Source organism: Pseudomonas sp. B7 (genome assembly GCF_016735645.1).
In the GTDB taxonomy this organism is placed as follows: Bacteria; Pseudomonadota; Gammaproteobacteria; order Pseudomonadales; family Pseudomonadaceae; genus Aquipseudomonas; species Aquipseudomonas glycinae.
The window spans coordinates 40,087-54,592 of the sequence record NZ_JAERRE010000002.1; the positions used below are offsets into that span (position 1 = coordinate 40,087).

Consider the following 14,506-nt stretch of genomic DNA (forward strand, 5'->3'; position numbering starts at 1 on the left):
CATGGGCCTGAACAACCAGTGGATGCAACGCGATCTCGCGGTGCTGTGGCATCCCTGCACCCAGATGAAAGACCACGAACAGCTGCCGCTGATCCCGATCAAGCGCGGTGAAGGCGTCTGGCTGGAAGACTTCGAAGGCAAGCGTTATCTGGATGCGGTCAGCTCCTGGTGGGTCAACGTGTTCGGCCACGCCAACCCGCGCATCAACCAACGCATCAAGGATCAGGTCGATCAGCTGGAACACGTGATTCTGGCCGGTTTCAGCCATCAGCCGGTGATCGAACTGTCCGAGCGTCTGGTGAAGATGACGCCGGAAGGCCTGAACCGGGTGTTCTACGCCGATAACGGTTCGTCCTGCATCGAAGTCGCGCTGAAAATGAGCTTTCACTACTGGCTCAACCGCGGCCAGCCGAACAAGAAGCGCTTCGTCACCCTGACCAACAGCTACCACGGCGAAACCATGGCGGCGATGGCGGTCGGTGACGTGCCATTGTTCACCGAAACCTACAAAGCCCTGCTGATGGACACCATCAAGGTGCCGAGCCCGGATTGCTACCTGCGCCCGCAGGGCATGAGCTGGGAAGAGCATTCGCGCAACATGTTCGCGGCCATGGAACAGACGCTGGCGGAAAATCATGACAGCGTCGCGGCCGTGATCGTCGAGCCACTGATCCAGGGCGCCGGCGGCATGCGCATGTACCACCCGGTCTATCTCAAGCTGCTGCGCGAAGCCTGCGACCGTTACGGTGTGCACCTGATCCACGACGAAATCGCCGTCGGCTTCGGCCGCACCGGAACGATGTTCGCCTGCGAACAGGCCGGCATCCGCCCGGACTTCCTGTGCCTGTCGAAAGCCCTGACCGGCGGTTATCTGCCGTTGGCCGCGTGCCTGACCACCGACGAGGTGTACAGCGCGTTCTACGACGATTACCCGACCCTGCGTGCGTTCCTGCATTCGCACAGCTACACCGGCAACCCGCTGGCGTGTGCGGCGGCGTTGGCGACCCTGGATATTTTCGAACAGGACAACGTGATCGAGAACAACCGGGCGCTGGCTCAACGCATGGCCTCGGCGACGGCGCATCTGGTGGATCATGCGAATGTTTCGGAAGTCCGTCAGACCGGCATGGTGCTGGCGATCGAGATGGTCAAGGACAAAGCCACGAAAGAGGCCTATCCGTGGCAGGAACGTCGCGGGTTGAAGGTGTTCCAGCATGCGCTGGAGCGCGGCGCGTTGCTGCGCCCGTTGGGCAGCGTGGTGTATTTCCTGCCGCCGTACGTGATCACCCCGGAGCAGATCGACTTCCTCGCCGAAGTCGCCAGCGAAGGCATCGACATTGCTACCCGCGACAGCGTCAGCGTGGCGGTGCCGAAAGATTTCCATCCCGGGTTCCGCGATCCGGGCTAAGCATCACTCGCCACAACAGCGATCCTGATCCAATTTTCTAGAGAACCACCATGAGACTGTCCCGCTTCTTTATCGACGCCCCGCTCAGCACCGGCGAACACGAACTGCCGGAAGCCCAGGCGCATTACATCAGCCGCGTGCTGCGCATGGCCGAGGGCGATGCGGTGCAGTTGTTCGACGGTTCAGGCCACGAGTTTCGCGGCTCCCTGGTGGAAGTCGGCAAGAAACGCGTGGTGGTGCAGATCGACGAGCAGTTCGCCGGTCAGGTCGAATCGCCGCTGAAGATCCACCTCGGCCAGGGCCTGTCCCGCGGCGAACGGATGGACTGGGCAATCCAGAAAGCCACCGAACTGGGCGTGACTGAAATCACCCCGATCTTCAGCGAGCGCTGCGAAGTCCGGCTCAAGGACGAACGCGCCGACAAACGCCTGCTGCACTGGCGCCAAGTGGCGATCAGCGCTTGCGAGCAATGCGGTCGCTCGCGAGTGCCAGTGATTCATCCACCGGTGCTGCTGGCCGACTGGCTGAAGCAGACCGAAGCCGAACTGAAACTGGTGCTGCACCCGGTGGCCGAGCCGCTGGTCAGCCATGCAAAACCATCGACCCTGGCGTTCCTGATCGGCCCGGAAGGCGGTTTGTCCGACGCCGAAGTCGAGCAAGCCAAGGCCGGCGGCTTCCACGCCGCCCGCCTCGGCCCGCGCGTGCTGCGCACCGAAACTGCGCCGGTTGTGGCGCTGGCGGTGGCGCAGCAACTGTGGGGTGATTTCTAACCCGTCACTGCACCGGATCACTGGTTGGTCTGGCGATGATTGCCTTGAGTTCGCGGGTCATCGGGAACTCAAGGTTCAGGCCCTTCGGCGGGATCGGCTGTTCGAACCACTTGCGGTAGATCCCGTTGATCTCCCCCGAGCTGTACAGGTCGGCCAGCACACCGTTGACCAGCGCGAGAAATTGCGGATCATCCTTGCGCACCATGCAGCTGTAGATTTCCCGCGATTGCTCCTCCCCCACCACGACCCAGTTATGCGGGTCGCGCGCCTTGGCCCGCTCGCCGTAAAGCAGCGCATCGTCCATGTAGAACGCCGCCGCGCGCCCTGATTGCAGCATCTGGAACGCCTCGCCGTGATCCTTGGCGCTGATCACGAACATGTTCAGTTTGTGGTCAAGGTTGTAGCTCTTCAGATAACGCTCGTTGGTGGTGCCGGCGGTGGTCACCACGTTCTTGCCACGCAGGTCATCGAAGCTTTGGATGCCGCTGTCCCTGGCGGTCAGCAACTGCCCTTTGACGTAGATGAAACCGTAGGAGAACGCGACCTGCTTCTGCCGTTCGGCGGTCACCCCGGTGGAGCCGCATTCAAGGTCGACCGTGCCGTTCTGCACCAGGGGAATCCGCGTCTGCGACGTCACCAGGTTGTACTTCACCTTCAGCTCCGGCAACGCCAGTTGCTGCTTGATACGCTCGACGATCTTGTCCGCCAGTTCCACCGAATACCCCATTGGCTGGCCGGTGTGATCGCCCACATACGAGAACGGCACCGACGCATCGCGATAACCCAGGGTGATGCTGTTGGCGCTGGCGACCTTGCCGAGCGTACCGGTCAGCGGCACTTCACTGGCCTGCGCCTGAGCGCCGAAAACCAGCGCCAGAGTGCAGCCGAGCAACGTGATTTTTTGCATTGTTATTCTCCGTTGTGGGTGGGGTGTTTTAGCAGAAACCGTCACGCCGCACGGGGATTGAACCCGTGCAGATCAATGGATGTGCGCTGCTCGCCAATCAGCTCGCTGAGCAACTGCCCGCTGCCGCAGGCCAGGGTGAAACCCAGCGCGCCGTGGCCGAGGTTGAGCCACAGGTTGCGATACGCCGTGGCGCCCAGCAGCGGAACGCCGGTGGGCGTGGCCGGGCGCATGCCGGCCCATTCGACGGCCGCATCGTAGTCGCCTGCGTCGGGAAAGGTGCCGCGGGCCTGACGTTTGATCAGCGCCAGCCGCTCGGGATCCACCGCCGGGTCGAAACCGACGATGTCGACCATCGCCGCCACGCGCAGTTGTTCGCCGATACGCGCGTAGACGATCTTGCGGTCGTAGTCGGTGATGCTCACGTCCGGCGCCCGATGCTCGCTGCCGATCGGCACGGTCAGGCTGTAGCCCTTCAGCGGGTACAACGGCAGGCGCAGGCCGGGCAGCGCCAGCAACGGGCTGCGATGGCCGGCGGCGATCACCAGTTGTTCGACCGGCAGGGTTTCGTCGCCAAGTTCAATGGCCGTGACCGCGCCGTGGTTGTGGCGAATGCCGGTGACTGCCTGCCCAAGGCGAAACTCGCAGCGACCCGACGCCTTCAATCGCGCCGCCAGCTGCTGGCAGAAGCCGTGACAGTCGCCGACTTCTTCATCCGGCGTGTAGATCGCGCCCACAAACGGCGCATCGGCCAGTGCCGGTTCCAGTCGTGCACATTCGGTGGCGGACAACACCTGTTGTTGCTGCGGATCGGCCAGACCGTTGCGTGCATGCTCGAAGCTGGCGGGATTGCGGAAGGTCACCAGTTTGCCGTTGCGCCGCCAATTGAAACCGACCAGTCCGTCGTCTTCGCGCCAGCGTTTCAGTGTGCTCTGGCTGAACAGCGCCAGACGCAACAGATGCGCGGCGTTTTCGCGGTTGACCGAGGTGCGGCACGCGGCGAGAAACGAGGCCATCCAGCGCCATTGCGCCGGGTCCAGGCGCGGGCGCAGCTTGAGCGGTGAGTCGCCGCGCAGCATCCAGCCGATTGCCTGCAACGGCACGCCGGCATCGGCCAGCGGCGCAACGTAGCGGTAGGACAACTGGCCGCCGTTGGCGAAGCTGGTTTCGCTGCCCAGCGACTGCCGCGCCTCGACCACCGTCACCTCGAAGCCGTCGCGCACCAGCGCCCAGGCCGTTGCCAGCCCGATCACGCCGCCGCCGATGATGCACACACGCTGAGCCATGTCCGTCCTTAATCGTTCTTGAAGATGAGGCCGAGGTTAGGGTGAGGTGACAGGCGCCGAACAATGAATAAAGATGCCAGACCTATAAACAAAGGTTATGGAATCGTCATGCGCCTTCGTCATATCGAGATTTTCCAGGCCATTCGCCAGACGGGCTCGGTCAGCGCCGCTGCGCAGTTGCTGCACGTCTCGCAACCGGCGGTGACCAAGGTGCTGCAGCACGCCGAGCAGCAGCTGGGCTTTCCGTTGTTTCTGCGGGTGCGCGGCAAGTTGCAGGCGACCCCGGAAGCGCTGGAACTGGAGCGCGAAGTCGATAAGGTCACCGAAAGCCTGCAAGGCGTGCGGCGTCTGGCCCAGAGCCTGCGCCGCGCACCCGGTCACAGCCTGCGGATCGGCGCGACCCCGGCGCTGGCGCTGTCGTTGCTGCCGCCGGCGATCCAGCAGTGGACAGCGCAGTTCCCGGACATCGCCTGCGAACTGTCGAGCGCCCACAGCCGCGAGCTGATGCAGAACCTGCTGATGCGCGAAGTGGACGTGGCCCTGACGTTACAGTTGCCGGATCATCCTGGGCTGAAGGCCCAGGCATTGGCCTCGGGGGTTCTGGTGGCATTGGCGCCGAGAGGTTATTGGCCGGAGGAAGATGCCGGTCAGCCGTTGCCGCTGATGGCGTTGGCCGGGGCGCCGCTGATCGGGCTGTCCAGTGCCGATCCGCTGGCCGCCCGCCTCGATAGTTATCTTGAAGCGGTCGAACCGCCGCCGCGTGTGCGGATTGCCGTGCAGACGTATTCGCTGGCGCGGGCGATGGTGGAATCCGGAGCTGGCGTGGCGGTAATCGATCCGTTCACCGCGCTGGGTGCCTCATCGGCCACCACCTCTATCCGCCCTCTCGCCCCGCCGCTACCGATCACGCTGTACGCCGTGACCCGCGCCACTGAACCTTTGCCGCACACCCTGAATGATTTGCTGCAGATCTTCAGTCAGCGCGCCCGGGAACAACTCGACCGACTGATGCGCCCTTAAAGGACATAAAACAGAATCGCCACAAAGTGCAGCAAGCTTCCGGCGATCACGAATAGATGCCAGATCCCGTGGGCATGCCGCAACCGATGGTCGAGGGCAAAAAAGATGATCCCCACGGTGTACAGCACGCCACCCGACGCCAGCCAGGCAAACCCCGCCGTCCCCAGCGCGGCGATCAGCGGCTTGACCGCCACCAGCACGATCCAGCCCATCACCGCGTAGATCACGATCGACAGGATCCGCGCCTCCGAGCGCGGCTTGATCTCTTGCAGGATGCCGATCAGCGCCAGCCCCCAGACGATCCCGAACAGCGTCCAGCCCCACGGCCCGCGCAGCGTCACCAGGCAGAATGGTGTGTAACTGCCGGCGATCAGCAGGTAGATCGAAAAGTGATCGACCTTCTTCATGATCGCTTTCTTGCGCCCGCGCACGCTGTGGTACACGGTGGATGCGCTGTAGAGCACCAGCAACGTAAAAGCATAAATCGCCACGCTGACAATCTTCCACGGGCTGCCGTCGAGGCTGGCAATCACCAGCATCCACACGCCTCCGACAAACGCCGCCACCGCCCCGACCAGATGCGTCCAGGCGTTCAGTTTTTCTCCGTGATACATGTGTCGCACACCTCGATTTCATTTACCGCAGCGCGCAAGGCTCGGGCCTTGAGCGTAAAAGCGCAATGTTTCCGTTCAACACGGGCCTGCACCTGTCCTGATATTTGGGCACAATCGAGCGATACCAAGAAGAGTCCGCGCCATGCTGATCGACGAAGAGTTGACCCTGAAGAAACTCGAGGTGTTCCTCGCCTTCATGCGTACCGGCAACCTCGCCCGCGCCGCCGCCGAGCTGCAGACCAGCAACGTTAGCGTGCACCGCGCGATCCATTCGCTGGAAAGCGCCCTGCGCTGTCCGCTGTTCAAGCACGAAGGGCGCAACCTGACGCCGCTGGAAAGCGCCTACGTGCTCGAGGAGCGGGCGCAGAAGCTGATTCAGGACGTGGTCGAAAGCGTACGCCTGACCCGCGAAGCCGCCGGGTTCTCGGCTGAACGCTTCAAGCTCGGCTCGCTGTATTCGCTGACGGTGAAAACCGTGCCGCAGCTGATCATGGGCCTGAAGATCCGCCGCAGCGAACTCAATATCGACCTGATCCTCGGCTCGAACATCGACCTGCTCTACAAGCTGAAAAACATGGAAGTCGACGCGATCCTGGTGTCGCTGGACGAAACCGTCAACGACCCGGACTGCGAGCAGATTCCGCTGTTTTCCGACGACATCTTCCTCGCCACCCCGGCGGATTCGCGTTTCGCGCAGCGCAGCGAAGTGGACCTGGCCGAGGTGCGCGACGAAACCTTCATCACCCTGACCCAAGGCTTCGCCACTCATCAGGACGGTATTCGGGTGTTCAGGCAGGCGGGGTTCGAGCCGAAGGTGGCGATGCAGGTCAACGACATCTTCACCCTGCTGAGCATGGTCAGCTCCGGGGTCGGTTATGCGTTGCTGCCGGGGAGGATTGCGGCGGTGTACGAGAACCGGGTGAAGCTGATTCCGTTGCAGGAGAAATACCGGTTGCAGCAGCACATCGGGGTGGTGTTTTTGAAGGCTAAAGAGCGGGATCCGAATCTGCTGGCGTTGTTGGCGGAGTGTCGGATGTATGCCAATCGCCAGTCCACCTAACGATCGTTCCCACGCTCAGCGTGGGAACGAGCTTCAGAACCTAGCCAACGATTCCGCGAACAATGAAGAACAGCAGCGAAGGCCCAAGCAGGCAGCCAAGCCCAGTGTGGAAGGTCGCGGTCAACGCCCCATAAGGCACCAACCGCCGATCCGTCGCCGCCAGCCCCGCCGTCACGCCACTCACGGTCCCGGCCAGCCCGCCAAACACCATCGCCGAGCGCGGGTTATCCAGGCCCATCCAGCGCGCCGCCACCGGCGTGCCGACCATCACCAGAATCGCCTTGATCAATCCGGTGGCAATCGACAGCGCCATCACATCCGACGTCGCGCCAATCGCTGCACCAGTCACTGGCCCGACGATGTAAGTCACCGCACCGGCGCCGATGGTGGTCATGCTCACCGCATCGCGATAACCGAACGCGTAGGCCATGCAAGCACCGACAATGAACGGCAGGATCGTGCCCAGCAGCAGCGCAATCACGCCGATCATCCCGGCCTTCTTCGCCTCGGTCGCCTGCACTTCAAACGCCGTGGCAACGATCGCGAAATCCCGCAGCATCGCGCCGCCCATCAGGCCGATGCCGGAGAACAGCGTCAGGTCCGCCAGGCCTTTCTGCCCGCCCGTCATCGTCCCGCCGACCCAGGCCAGCACCAGACCGATGACGATGGCAATCGCCGAGCCGTGAATTCGCCCGAAGGTCAGGCGTTTGGAGAGAATCACCGAGACCCACATGATCACGCCGACGAAGGCAAAGGCAGTGATCAGACCGTTGTGTTCCAGACCTTTTTCAATGAGATCCCACATGTCAGCGACCTCCTACCGGCGTGCCGACCGGGGAGATTTCCGCCGGCTCGTCGGGCAAAGGCTCGCCTTTATGGGTGCGGCTGATCAAAGCAATCGTGCAGCCACAGACCACCACCGAACCGATCGCCGCCAGCACCGCCACCGGGCCACCGTGCAGGGCGGTGACGACGTTTTGTTGCGCGGCCATCGCCACCACCACCGGAATGTACATGGCGCCCCAGAAGCCGACGCCCATCTCGCAATCCTTGGTCATGCCGCCGCGCTTCTGCATCCACAACCGCGCGCAGATCAACAGGATCATGGCGATGCCGACCCCGCCGACGTTGGATTTGACGCCCAGAAGTACACCGAGCAGGTCACCCATGATCACCCCTGCCAGCGTACAGATCGCCAGCAGCGCCACACCGTAAATAATCATTGTTGTAGTCCTCAAAGTGCATCGTCGAATGTTGTTTTTGTTGTTCGAAGCCTGAGTCGGTGGTCTAGGGTCGTCGGCCCTCCTCTTCACGCAACAGCGCCTGCAAGGTGTCGAGCCGGGCACTGTCGAAGGCAGCGACAGTCCCCTGTTCAAACACCCGGCGCGCCAGCCCGGTCAGCACCGCACCGGGCGGCAGTTCGATCTGTAAACGTACGCCGCGCTCGTAAGCGCTTTGCACGGTGCCGCGCCAGTCCACCACGCGGCACATGTTGAAGGCGAGATCGTCGCGCAGCGCTTCTACCTGGGTCACAGGCCTGGCGCGACTGCCGCTCAGGTAAGCGATTTTTGGTGATTTCAGTTCAACCCTGGTGAACGCTTCGGCGAGGGTTTGCGCGGGTTCATCCAGCAACGGGCAGTGCGACGGCACGCTGACCGCCAGCCGTTTTGCCAGACCGGCGCCACGAGCGCGTGCCAACTCGGCGACCGCTTGCATCGCCTTGTCGCTGCCGGCAATCACCACCTGGTTATCGGCGTTGATGTTGGCCAGGTATACCGGCGTTTCTGCGCCATGCACCTGCGCCAGCAGCGTTTCGACGGTGGATAATTGCAGGCCGATGATCGCGGTCATGCCGAAGCCCTGTGGATAAGCCTGCTGCATCAGCTCGCCGCGCAGGCTGACCAGATGCAGCGCATCGCTGAAGCTCAAGGCTCCGGCAACCACCGCTGCCGGGTAGGCACCGATGGACAGGCCGGCGACGTAGTCCGCTGTGAGTCCGTCCTGCAACAATCGCCGCGAGGCTGCGACCCCTGCGATCAACAGACAGAGCTGAACCGCCCGCGTGCTGCGCAACGCTTCGCTGGAATCCAGCCGCAAGACATCTTCACCGAGGCTATCGCTGGCCTCGATCAGCGTTTCCCGAGGCAAACGCTGGAGCATGCCGGGCTGTTGCGCGCCCTGACCGGGAAACACCAGCAGACTGTTCACGCTGCCTGCTCCTGCGGGTTCCACGGATCAGACACCAGACAGGCTTCACGGGCATTTTTCAACAGCACCCGCGAAGCGTTCCCGGCCCATTCGCGCAGGGCGACGGCACCGAACGGCGTCTGCAATTGCAGATCGACCCGGCAGATCGCCTGTTCAAAATACGCCACCAGTTTGCGCGCCTGGTTACGGGTGATGAGTTGCGGTGTACGCAGAATCAAGTCGAGATCGCTGCGCTCGTGCATTGCCGTAAATCCACTGGCCAGCTCAAACCCGACACTGCCACTGACACCCCAGGTCCAACCGCAATCATCGAGCACCGGCCGCAATTGCCGCAGCGCCTGCATGACCGGCAGATCACGCGCGCTCTCGACCTGACAAAGCGCTTCCGGGCTGACCCGGCAAGCAATCGAATCGACAGACATAAACGCCGCCAGCCGCTGCTCGCGCAACAGACCGCGCACGCCCACCGCCACGCATCCGTCTTCACTCAACGCCCGCCGCACCACCACCGGTTGCCCGGCAGCCAGCGAATCAATCGCCCACTGCGGCGCATCCGCCGGCAACTGCGCCGGCGTCATGCCCCACAGCAGGTCGTGGGCCAGAGGCGTGTTCACCACTGCGCCCTCAGCAATTCACGCACGCGGCTGGAGGCTTCGCGATTTTTCGCGCCGAGACGATTGCTCAAATCAGTCGCCGCAATATCGCTGATCGCTTGCTTCAAGCATTCGCTGACCCGCGCCTGATCCTCCGCCGTCGGCTGTTCGATCTGCTGCACCGACAGGGTTTCCCAGAGCAATCCGAGGCTGGCGTAGCTGTCGATGTCATAGGCCATCGGCGGCACGCTGGACGCCAGGGCTTCCAGTTCTTCGACGCTGCGCAACGTCACCCGCGCCGCCGACGCCTTGCCCATCGCATGCACCATCACCCCCGGATCACGCAGAGCGATCAAGCGGTTGGCCTGGTAGCCGTGAGCCAGAAACGCCCCGGACATGGCCTTGCCCACCAGCAGCGCAATCACCGGATGCCCGGCCAGACGCGCGCGGGCGTAAGCGTCCGCCGCACCGGCCAGGGCCTGGTGAATGCCGAGGGCTTCTTCGCGGCGACCGTAGGCCTGGCTCGGCACATCGACGATGGCGATCAAGGGGCGCTTTTGCGTTTTGTCCTGGTCGGCGGTGATCGCGTCATCCACCGCCTTGGCCAGACCCCAGCCTTCGAGCAATCCGACTTCGCCGTTGCGGGCGCGAGGGAAACGGTTTTGCGGATCGGCGACCACCGCGATAAAGCGCCCGAGTGGGCCGTCGGCGACCTTCAGCGATGGCGGCAAACCTTCAACCGCATTCGCACCAGCGCTCAAGGCGTTGAACCAGTTCAAACCGCGCACGGAATAACCACTCATGAGCGCTCTCCTTGATACAGATCGCGAACCACCGAAGGCTCGATTTGCTTGTCAGTGTCCAGGCTCGTCAGGCGTTGCAGGAACCACTCGGCCCGTTGACTGCGCGGTTGCGCTGGCAGGCCCTGTTGCAGCAACTCGCCGACCTGCCCGCGAATCTGCGCCACGTCATCGGCGACATAGCGATCCACCAGGCCGCTGGCAAACCGTTGCTCGCCACCGGTCAGGCTCCAGATGAAGGGCCGGTCGCGGGAGTCGTATTCCTCGATCCCGGCTTCCTGCTCGATCACCTGCGGGCCGTTCAGGCCGAGGCGTGCTTCCTGGGTCACCAGCAGATAGCTGCATAGCGCGGCGGCAATCGACATCCCGCCAAAGCAACCGACGCTGCCGGCCACCACGCCAACCACCGGTTGGTGCTGCTGCAGATCGACAATCGCCGCGTGGATGTCGGCAATCGCCGCCAAGCCGAGGTTGGCTTCCTGCAAGCGCACGCCGCCGGTTTCCAGCAGCAGGATGGCGCGGGTCGGGATGCCTTTGCGGTTATCTTCGGCGGCCAGCTCCAGCGCGCCGGCGATTTTTGCGCCGCCGACTTCACCGAGGCTGCCGCCCTGAAACGCGCCTTCGATGGCGGCGATCACCACCGGTAAACCGTCGAGGCTGCCCTTGGCGATCACCACGCCGTCATCGGCTTGCGGCACCACGCCCTGACGCTCCAACCATGGCGACATGACGCGCTGGAACGGGTCGAGCAGTTCGCGGAAGGTGCCGGTGTCGAGCAAGGCTTTCGCCCGCTGCCGTGCGCCGAGTTCGACGAACGAATGTTTGTGTAGAAGCGCTGAGGTGTCAGTCATGGCCGATCTCCTCGAAGCCTTGTTCCAGGCGCAGACGCACCACGCCCGGGGTCGCGCCGAAGTCGTGGATATCGATGGCCATCGCCGGTGGCGTGGTGCCGCCGAACATCCGCGCAAACAGATGCTGCCAACGCTGCTGCGCGCCGTTGACCGAGGTCTGCACATTGATCGTCAGCTTGCCGGCCAGGCCCGGTTCGATCAGCACCTCCAGATCGCCCGAGCCGACACAACCGACCAGCGCCCGACCGCGCGGCGGCTGCCCGGCGGGGAATTCAAAGGATAAGGTTTCCATCAAAACGCTCCCTGAAGGATGCCGTCGCGCTCGATTCGATCAAGCAGCAGAGTGGCGGCGAGCAAGTCGGCGGCGCCACCGGGCGAGGCATTCAATGCGATGAGTTGTTGATCCAGTTCGTGCAGGCGACGGCGACCGGTGAGGCTGGCGCTGCCGCCGGCGTCGAGCACTGCCTGGGCGCCGTGCTGCATGGCGTGCAGGCCCTGTTCGCCGGCGCGGTACAGCACGCAGGTGTCGGCGAGGTCGGTCATGATTGCGAGCAACGCATCGAGCCGGGCGTTCTGTTCGCCATGGCCGGCGGCGCGGCTGCGTTGGAGCTGCGGCAGGCCGCGTTGCACCACCGACGGGAAGCCAAGTTGCGCTTCTTCCCGGGCACCGCGAGCGCCGTAGCGTTGAGCGACCTGTGCGCCGTGGCTCAGCGGGCGCGGCGCATAACGGTCATCGAGCAACGCCAAACGCGCAGCGCGCAGGGTGACGGCGCCAGCGCTGGTGGACTTCATATCCAGCGCAGCAGCTGTGACCAACAGGCCCAACGCCCAGATCGCCCCGCGATGGGTGTTCACACCGTGGGTGGTGGCGAGCATCGCTTGCTCGCCTTCCCGGCCGATGCGGCCGATCGCTTCGCGCAGCGGCAAGCCGATCTCGCCGAACTCGAGCGCGGCTTCGGCCATTTCCTTGAACGCCGGCCACAGCGCCAGCGCCGAGGCGTGCATCAATCCCAAATGCAGATCGGTGTGCGCACCGTTGCCGCGCCGGTCGACCAGCGCCGGTTTCGGCGACAGGTCGGCTTCGTCGATCAGCGCGTCCACCGCCAGATCCGCCAGCCGTTCCGCGAGGGTGATGGTTTTCGGTTGCAGGTTGAGTGCGTGCATTACCAGCTCCTGAACTTGGCGGGCGGGTTGTAGAGGCCGCCGGACCACTCGACCAGATCGGCCACGCTCTTCGCCGCGAGCAGTTCGCGGGTGGCGTCGGTGCGACGGATGCCGAGGTCTTCGGGCAAGGCGATCAGGCCTTCGCGGCGCATGCGTTCGGTGTCTTTCGGGTTATGGCGCAGGCCGATGGCGGTGACGCCAGCGACCGCAGCGATCATCGCCTGACGCTCTTCCAGCGAGCGCGCCTTGTACAGGTAGGCGATGCCTTCTTCGGTGAGCAGGTGAGTGACGTCGTCGCCGTAGATCATGATCGGCGCCAGCGGCATCCCGCTTTTCTTCGCCACCTCTACCGCGTCGAGGGTTTCGACGAAGGTCGGTTTGCCGCCCTCCTGGAACGTCTCGACCATCTGCACCACAAGTTTCTTGCCGCGTTCGAGCATCGGTTGCTGCGAGTCGTCGTGGCGCATGTCGAGCCACGCCGGGGTGCCGTGACGGCGACCGCGCGGATCGTGACCCATGTTCGGTGCGCCACCGAAACCGGCGAGGCGGCCTCGGGTGACGGTGGAGGAATGGCCGTCGCCATCGACCTGCAGGGTCGCGCCGATGAACAGGTCCACCGCGTACTGCCCGGCCAGTTGGCAGAACATCCGGTTGGAACGCAGCGAGCCGTCGCGGCCGGTGAAGAACACATCGGGCCGGGCGGCGATGTAGTTTTCCATGCCCAGTTCGGTGCCAAAGCAATGCACGCTTTCGACCCAGCCGCTTTCAATCGCCGGGATCAACGTCGGGTGCGGGTTGAGCGTCCAGTTGCGGCAGATCTTGCCCTTGAGGCCGAGGGATTCGCCGTAGGTCGGCAGGATCAGTTCGATGGCGGCGGTGTTGAAACCGATGCCGTGGTTCAGCGACTGCACGTTGTGTTTTTCGTAGATCCCGCGGATCGCCATCATCGCCATCAGCACGTGCACAGGCTTGATGTGCCGGGGGTCGCGCGTGAACAGCGGTTCGATGTAGAACGGCTTGTCCGCCACCACCACGAAATCCACCCACGATGCCGGAATATCCACACGAGGCAGTTCGCTGACGTCGTCCACCAGTTGATTGACCTGGACGATGACGATGCCGTCGCTGAACGCTGCCGGCTCAATCAGCGCCGGGGTGTCTTCGGTGCTCGGGCCGGTGTATATGTTGCCGGCACGGTCGGCCATGAACCCGGCCGAGAGCACGACGTTGGGGATCAGGTCCACCACCAGCCGGGCGTAGAGTTCGATGTAGGTGTGGATCGCGCCGATCTCCAGTAGACCGTCTTCGAGCAACTGGCTGATGCGCAGGCTCTGGGTACCGGCGAAGGAGAAATCGAGCTTGCGGGCGATGCCGCGTTCGAACAGGTCCAGATGCTCGGAGCGACCGACGCTGGGCATGATCATGTGCAGGTCGTGGAGCTTTTCCGGATCGGCCTTGGCCAGGGCGCGGGAAAGGAAATCCGCCTGCTTCTGGTTATTGCCCTCCAGCACCACACGGTCGCCCGGATGGATCAGCGCTTCGAGTGCCGCGACGATTTTGTCGGTAGGCAACACCGCACCGTCGGCCAGCCCGCGCACCTTGTCGAGGCGCCGCTGCTTCTCGTCACGCCGCCGCGTCCAGCGCGAGTCGGGGGAAATGGTTGTTGTCATGCTCACTCCACGGGGTTCGCTGTTGTGGAGCTACCTTAGGAGTGTCGGGTGGGGGCATCAATCAAGCGCGGTGGTGAATCATTACGGTCAGCGTAATGATCAAGAGCTGCCCTCACCCTAGCCCTCTCCCGGAGGGAGAGGGGACTGACCGTGGGATC

At 63.6% G+C, this 14,506-nt stretch carries 16 protein-coding genes; 4 read left to right on the plus strand and 12 right to left on the minus strand.

The genetic code is table 11. The annotated features are described in order from the left end of the window. The first annotated feature begins 1 nt into the window (after window position 1). Together JKA62_RS04935 and JKA62_RS04940 are read left to right on the plus strand one after the other, a co-directional pair. The gene (locus JKA62_RS04935) at window positions 2–1,408 is read left to right on the plus strand and encodes an adenosylmethionine--8-amino-7-oxononanoate transaminase (RefSeq protein WP_011336346.1); all 1,407 of its coding nucleotides are present in this window, start codon (window positions 2–4) and stop codon (window positions 1,406–1,408) included. 50 nt (window positions 1,409–1,458) lie between these two features. Next, complete coding sequence (locus JKA62_RS04940; RefSeq protein ID WP_011336347.1) at window positions 1,459–2,178, plus strand: 16S rRNA (uracil(1498)-N(3))-methyltransferase; 720 nt, start codon at window positions 1,459–1,461, stop codon at window positions 2,176–2,178. A gap of 4 nt (window positions 2,179–2,182) precedes the next feature. Here the strand turns inward: JKA62_RS04940 and JKA62_RS04945 are convergent, their stop codons facing one another. Together JKA62_RS04945 and JKA62_RS04950 are read right to left on the minus strand one after the other, a co-directional pair. After that, window positions 2,183–3,085, minus strand: a complete 903-nt coding sequence (locus tag JKA62_RS04945; protein ID WP_011336348.1) for a transporter substrate-binding domain-containing protein — start codon at window positions 3,083–3,085, stop codon at window positions 2,183–2,185. A 41-nt stretch (window positions 3,086–3,126) separates the two neighbouring features. Beyond that, entirely contained in the window at window positions 3,127–4,368 is a 1,242-nt protein-coding gene (locus JKA62_RS04950; RefSeq protein WP_201816582.1) for a D-amino acid dehydrogenase, read from the minus strand. 108 nt (window positions 4,369–4,476) lie between these two features. On the opposite strand from JKA62_RS04950, the gene JKA62_RS04955 reads away from it, so the two are divergent. Then, window positions 4,477–5,388 carry a LysR family transcriptional regulator gene (locus tag JKA62_RS04955; RefSeq protein WP_011336350.1) on the plus strand — a complete coding sequence of 304 codons (912 nt, stop codon included), beginning with the start codon at window positions 4,477–4,479 and terminating at the stop codon, window positions 5,386–5,388. Here JKA62_RS04955 and trhA read toward each other — a convergent pair. Beyond that, entirely contained in the window at window positions 5,385–6,002 is a 618-nt protein-coding gene (trhA, locus tag JKA62_RS04960) for a PAQR family membrane homeostasis protein TrhA (RefSeq protein WP_011336351.1), read from the minus strand. The genes JKA62_RS04955 and trhA overlap by 4 nt on opposite strands. Before the next feature lie 142 nt (window positions 6,003–6,144). On the opposite strand from trhA, the gene JKA62_RS04965 reads away from it, so the two are divergent. Further along, entirely contained in the window at window positions 6,145–7,062 is a 918-nt protein-coding gene (locus tag JKA62_RS04965) for a LysR family transcriptional regulator (protein ID WP_011336352.1), read from the plus strand. A gap of 40 nt (window positions 7,063–7,102) precedes the next feature. Here the strand turns inward: JKA62_RS04965 and madM are convergent, their stop codons facing one another. The 9 genes from madM to mdcA all read right to left on the minus strand — a co-directional run bounded on the left by madM (window position 7,103) and on the right by mdcA (window position 14,348). Beyond that, window positions 7,103–7,867 carry a malonate transporter subunit MadM gene (madM, locus tag JKA62_RS04970; RefSeq protein WP_007953314.1) on the minus strand — a complete coding sequence of 255 codons (765 nt, stop codon included), beginning with the start codon at window positions 7,865–7,867 and terminating at the stop codon, window positions 7,103–7,105. 1 nt (window position 7,868) lies between these two features. Beyond that, complete coding sequence (madL, locus tag JKA62_RS04975; RefSeq protein WP_007953315.1) at window positions 7,869–8,285, minus strand: malonate transporter subunit MadL; 417 nt, start codon at window positions 8,283–8,285, stop codon at window positions 7,869–7,871. 64 nt (window positions 8,286–8,349) lie between these two features. After that, on the minus strand, window positions 8,350–9,270 hold the full coding sequence (mdcH, locus tag JKA62_RS04980) for a malonate decarboxylase subunit epsilon (protein WP_201816585.1): 921 nt from the start codon (window positions 9,268–9,270) through the stop codon (window positions 8,350–8,352). Beyond that, a complete protein-coding gene (locus JKA62_RS04985) occupies window positions 9,267–9,887 on the minus strand; it encodes a malonate decarboxylase holo-ACP synthase (RefSeq protein ID WP_201816587.1) in 621 nt (206 codons plus the stop codon). Before JKA62_RS04985 ends, mdcH begins: the two co-directional genes overlap by 4 nt. Further along, window positions 9,881–10,666 (minus strand): biotin-independent malonate decarboxylase subunit gamma, encoded by a 786-nt coding sequence (gene mdcE / locus JKA62_RS04990; protein WP_201816595.1) that lies wholly within the window; start codon window positions 10,664–10,666, stop codon window positions 9,881–9,883. The genes JKA62_RS04985 and mdcE overlap by 7 nt, the downstream gene beginning before the upstream one ends. Continuing rightward, entirely contained in the window at window positions 10,663–11,514 is an 852-nt protein-coding gene (locus JKA62_RS04995; RefSeq protein ID WP_201816605.1) for a biotin-independent malonate decarboxylase subunit beta, read from the minus strand. The genes mdcE and JKA62_RS04995 overlap by 4 nt, the downstream gene beginning before the upstream one ends. Then, window positions 11,507–11,806, minus strand: a complete 300-nt coding sequence (locus JKA62_RS05000) for a malonate decarboxylase subunit delta (RefSeq protein WP_201816608.1) — start codon at window positions 11,804–11,806, stop codon at window positions 11,507–11,509. Before JKA62_RS05000 ends, JKA62_RS04995 begins: the two co-directional genes overlap by 8 nt. Beyond that, entirely contained in the window at window positions 11,806–12,678 is an 873-nt protein-coding gene (locus tag JKA62_RS05005; protein WP_201816611.1) for a triphosphoribosyl-dephospho-CoA synthase, read from the minus strand. The genes JKA62_RS05000 and JKA62_RS05005 overlap by 1 nt, the downstream gene beginning before the upstream one ends. Beyond that, window positions 12,678–14,348 (minus strand): malonate decarboxylase subunit alpha, encoded by a 1,671-nt coding sequence (gene mdcA / locus JKA62_RS05010; protein ID WP_011336360.1) that lies wholly within the window; start codon window positions 14,346–14,348, stop codon window positions 12,678–12,680. The genes JKA62_RS05005 and mdcA overlap by 1 nt, the downstream gene beginning before the upstream one ends. Between the last annotated feature and the right edge of the window lie 158 nt (window positions 14,349–14,506).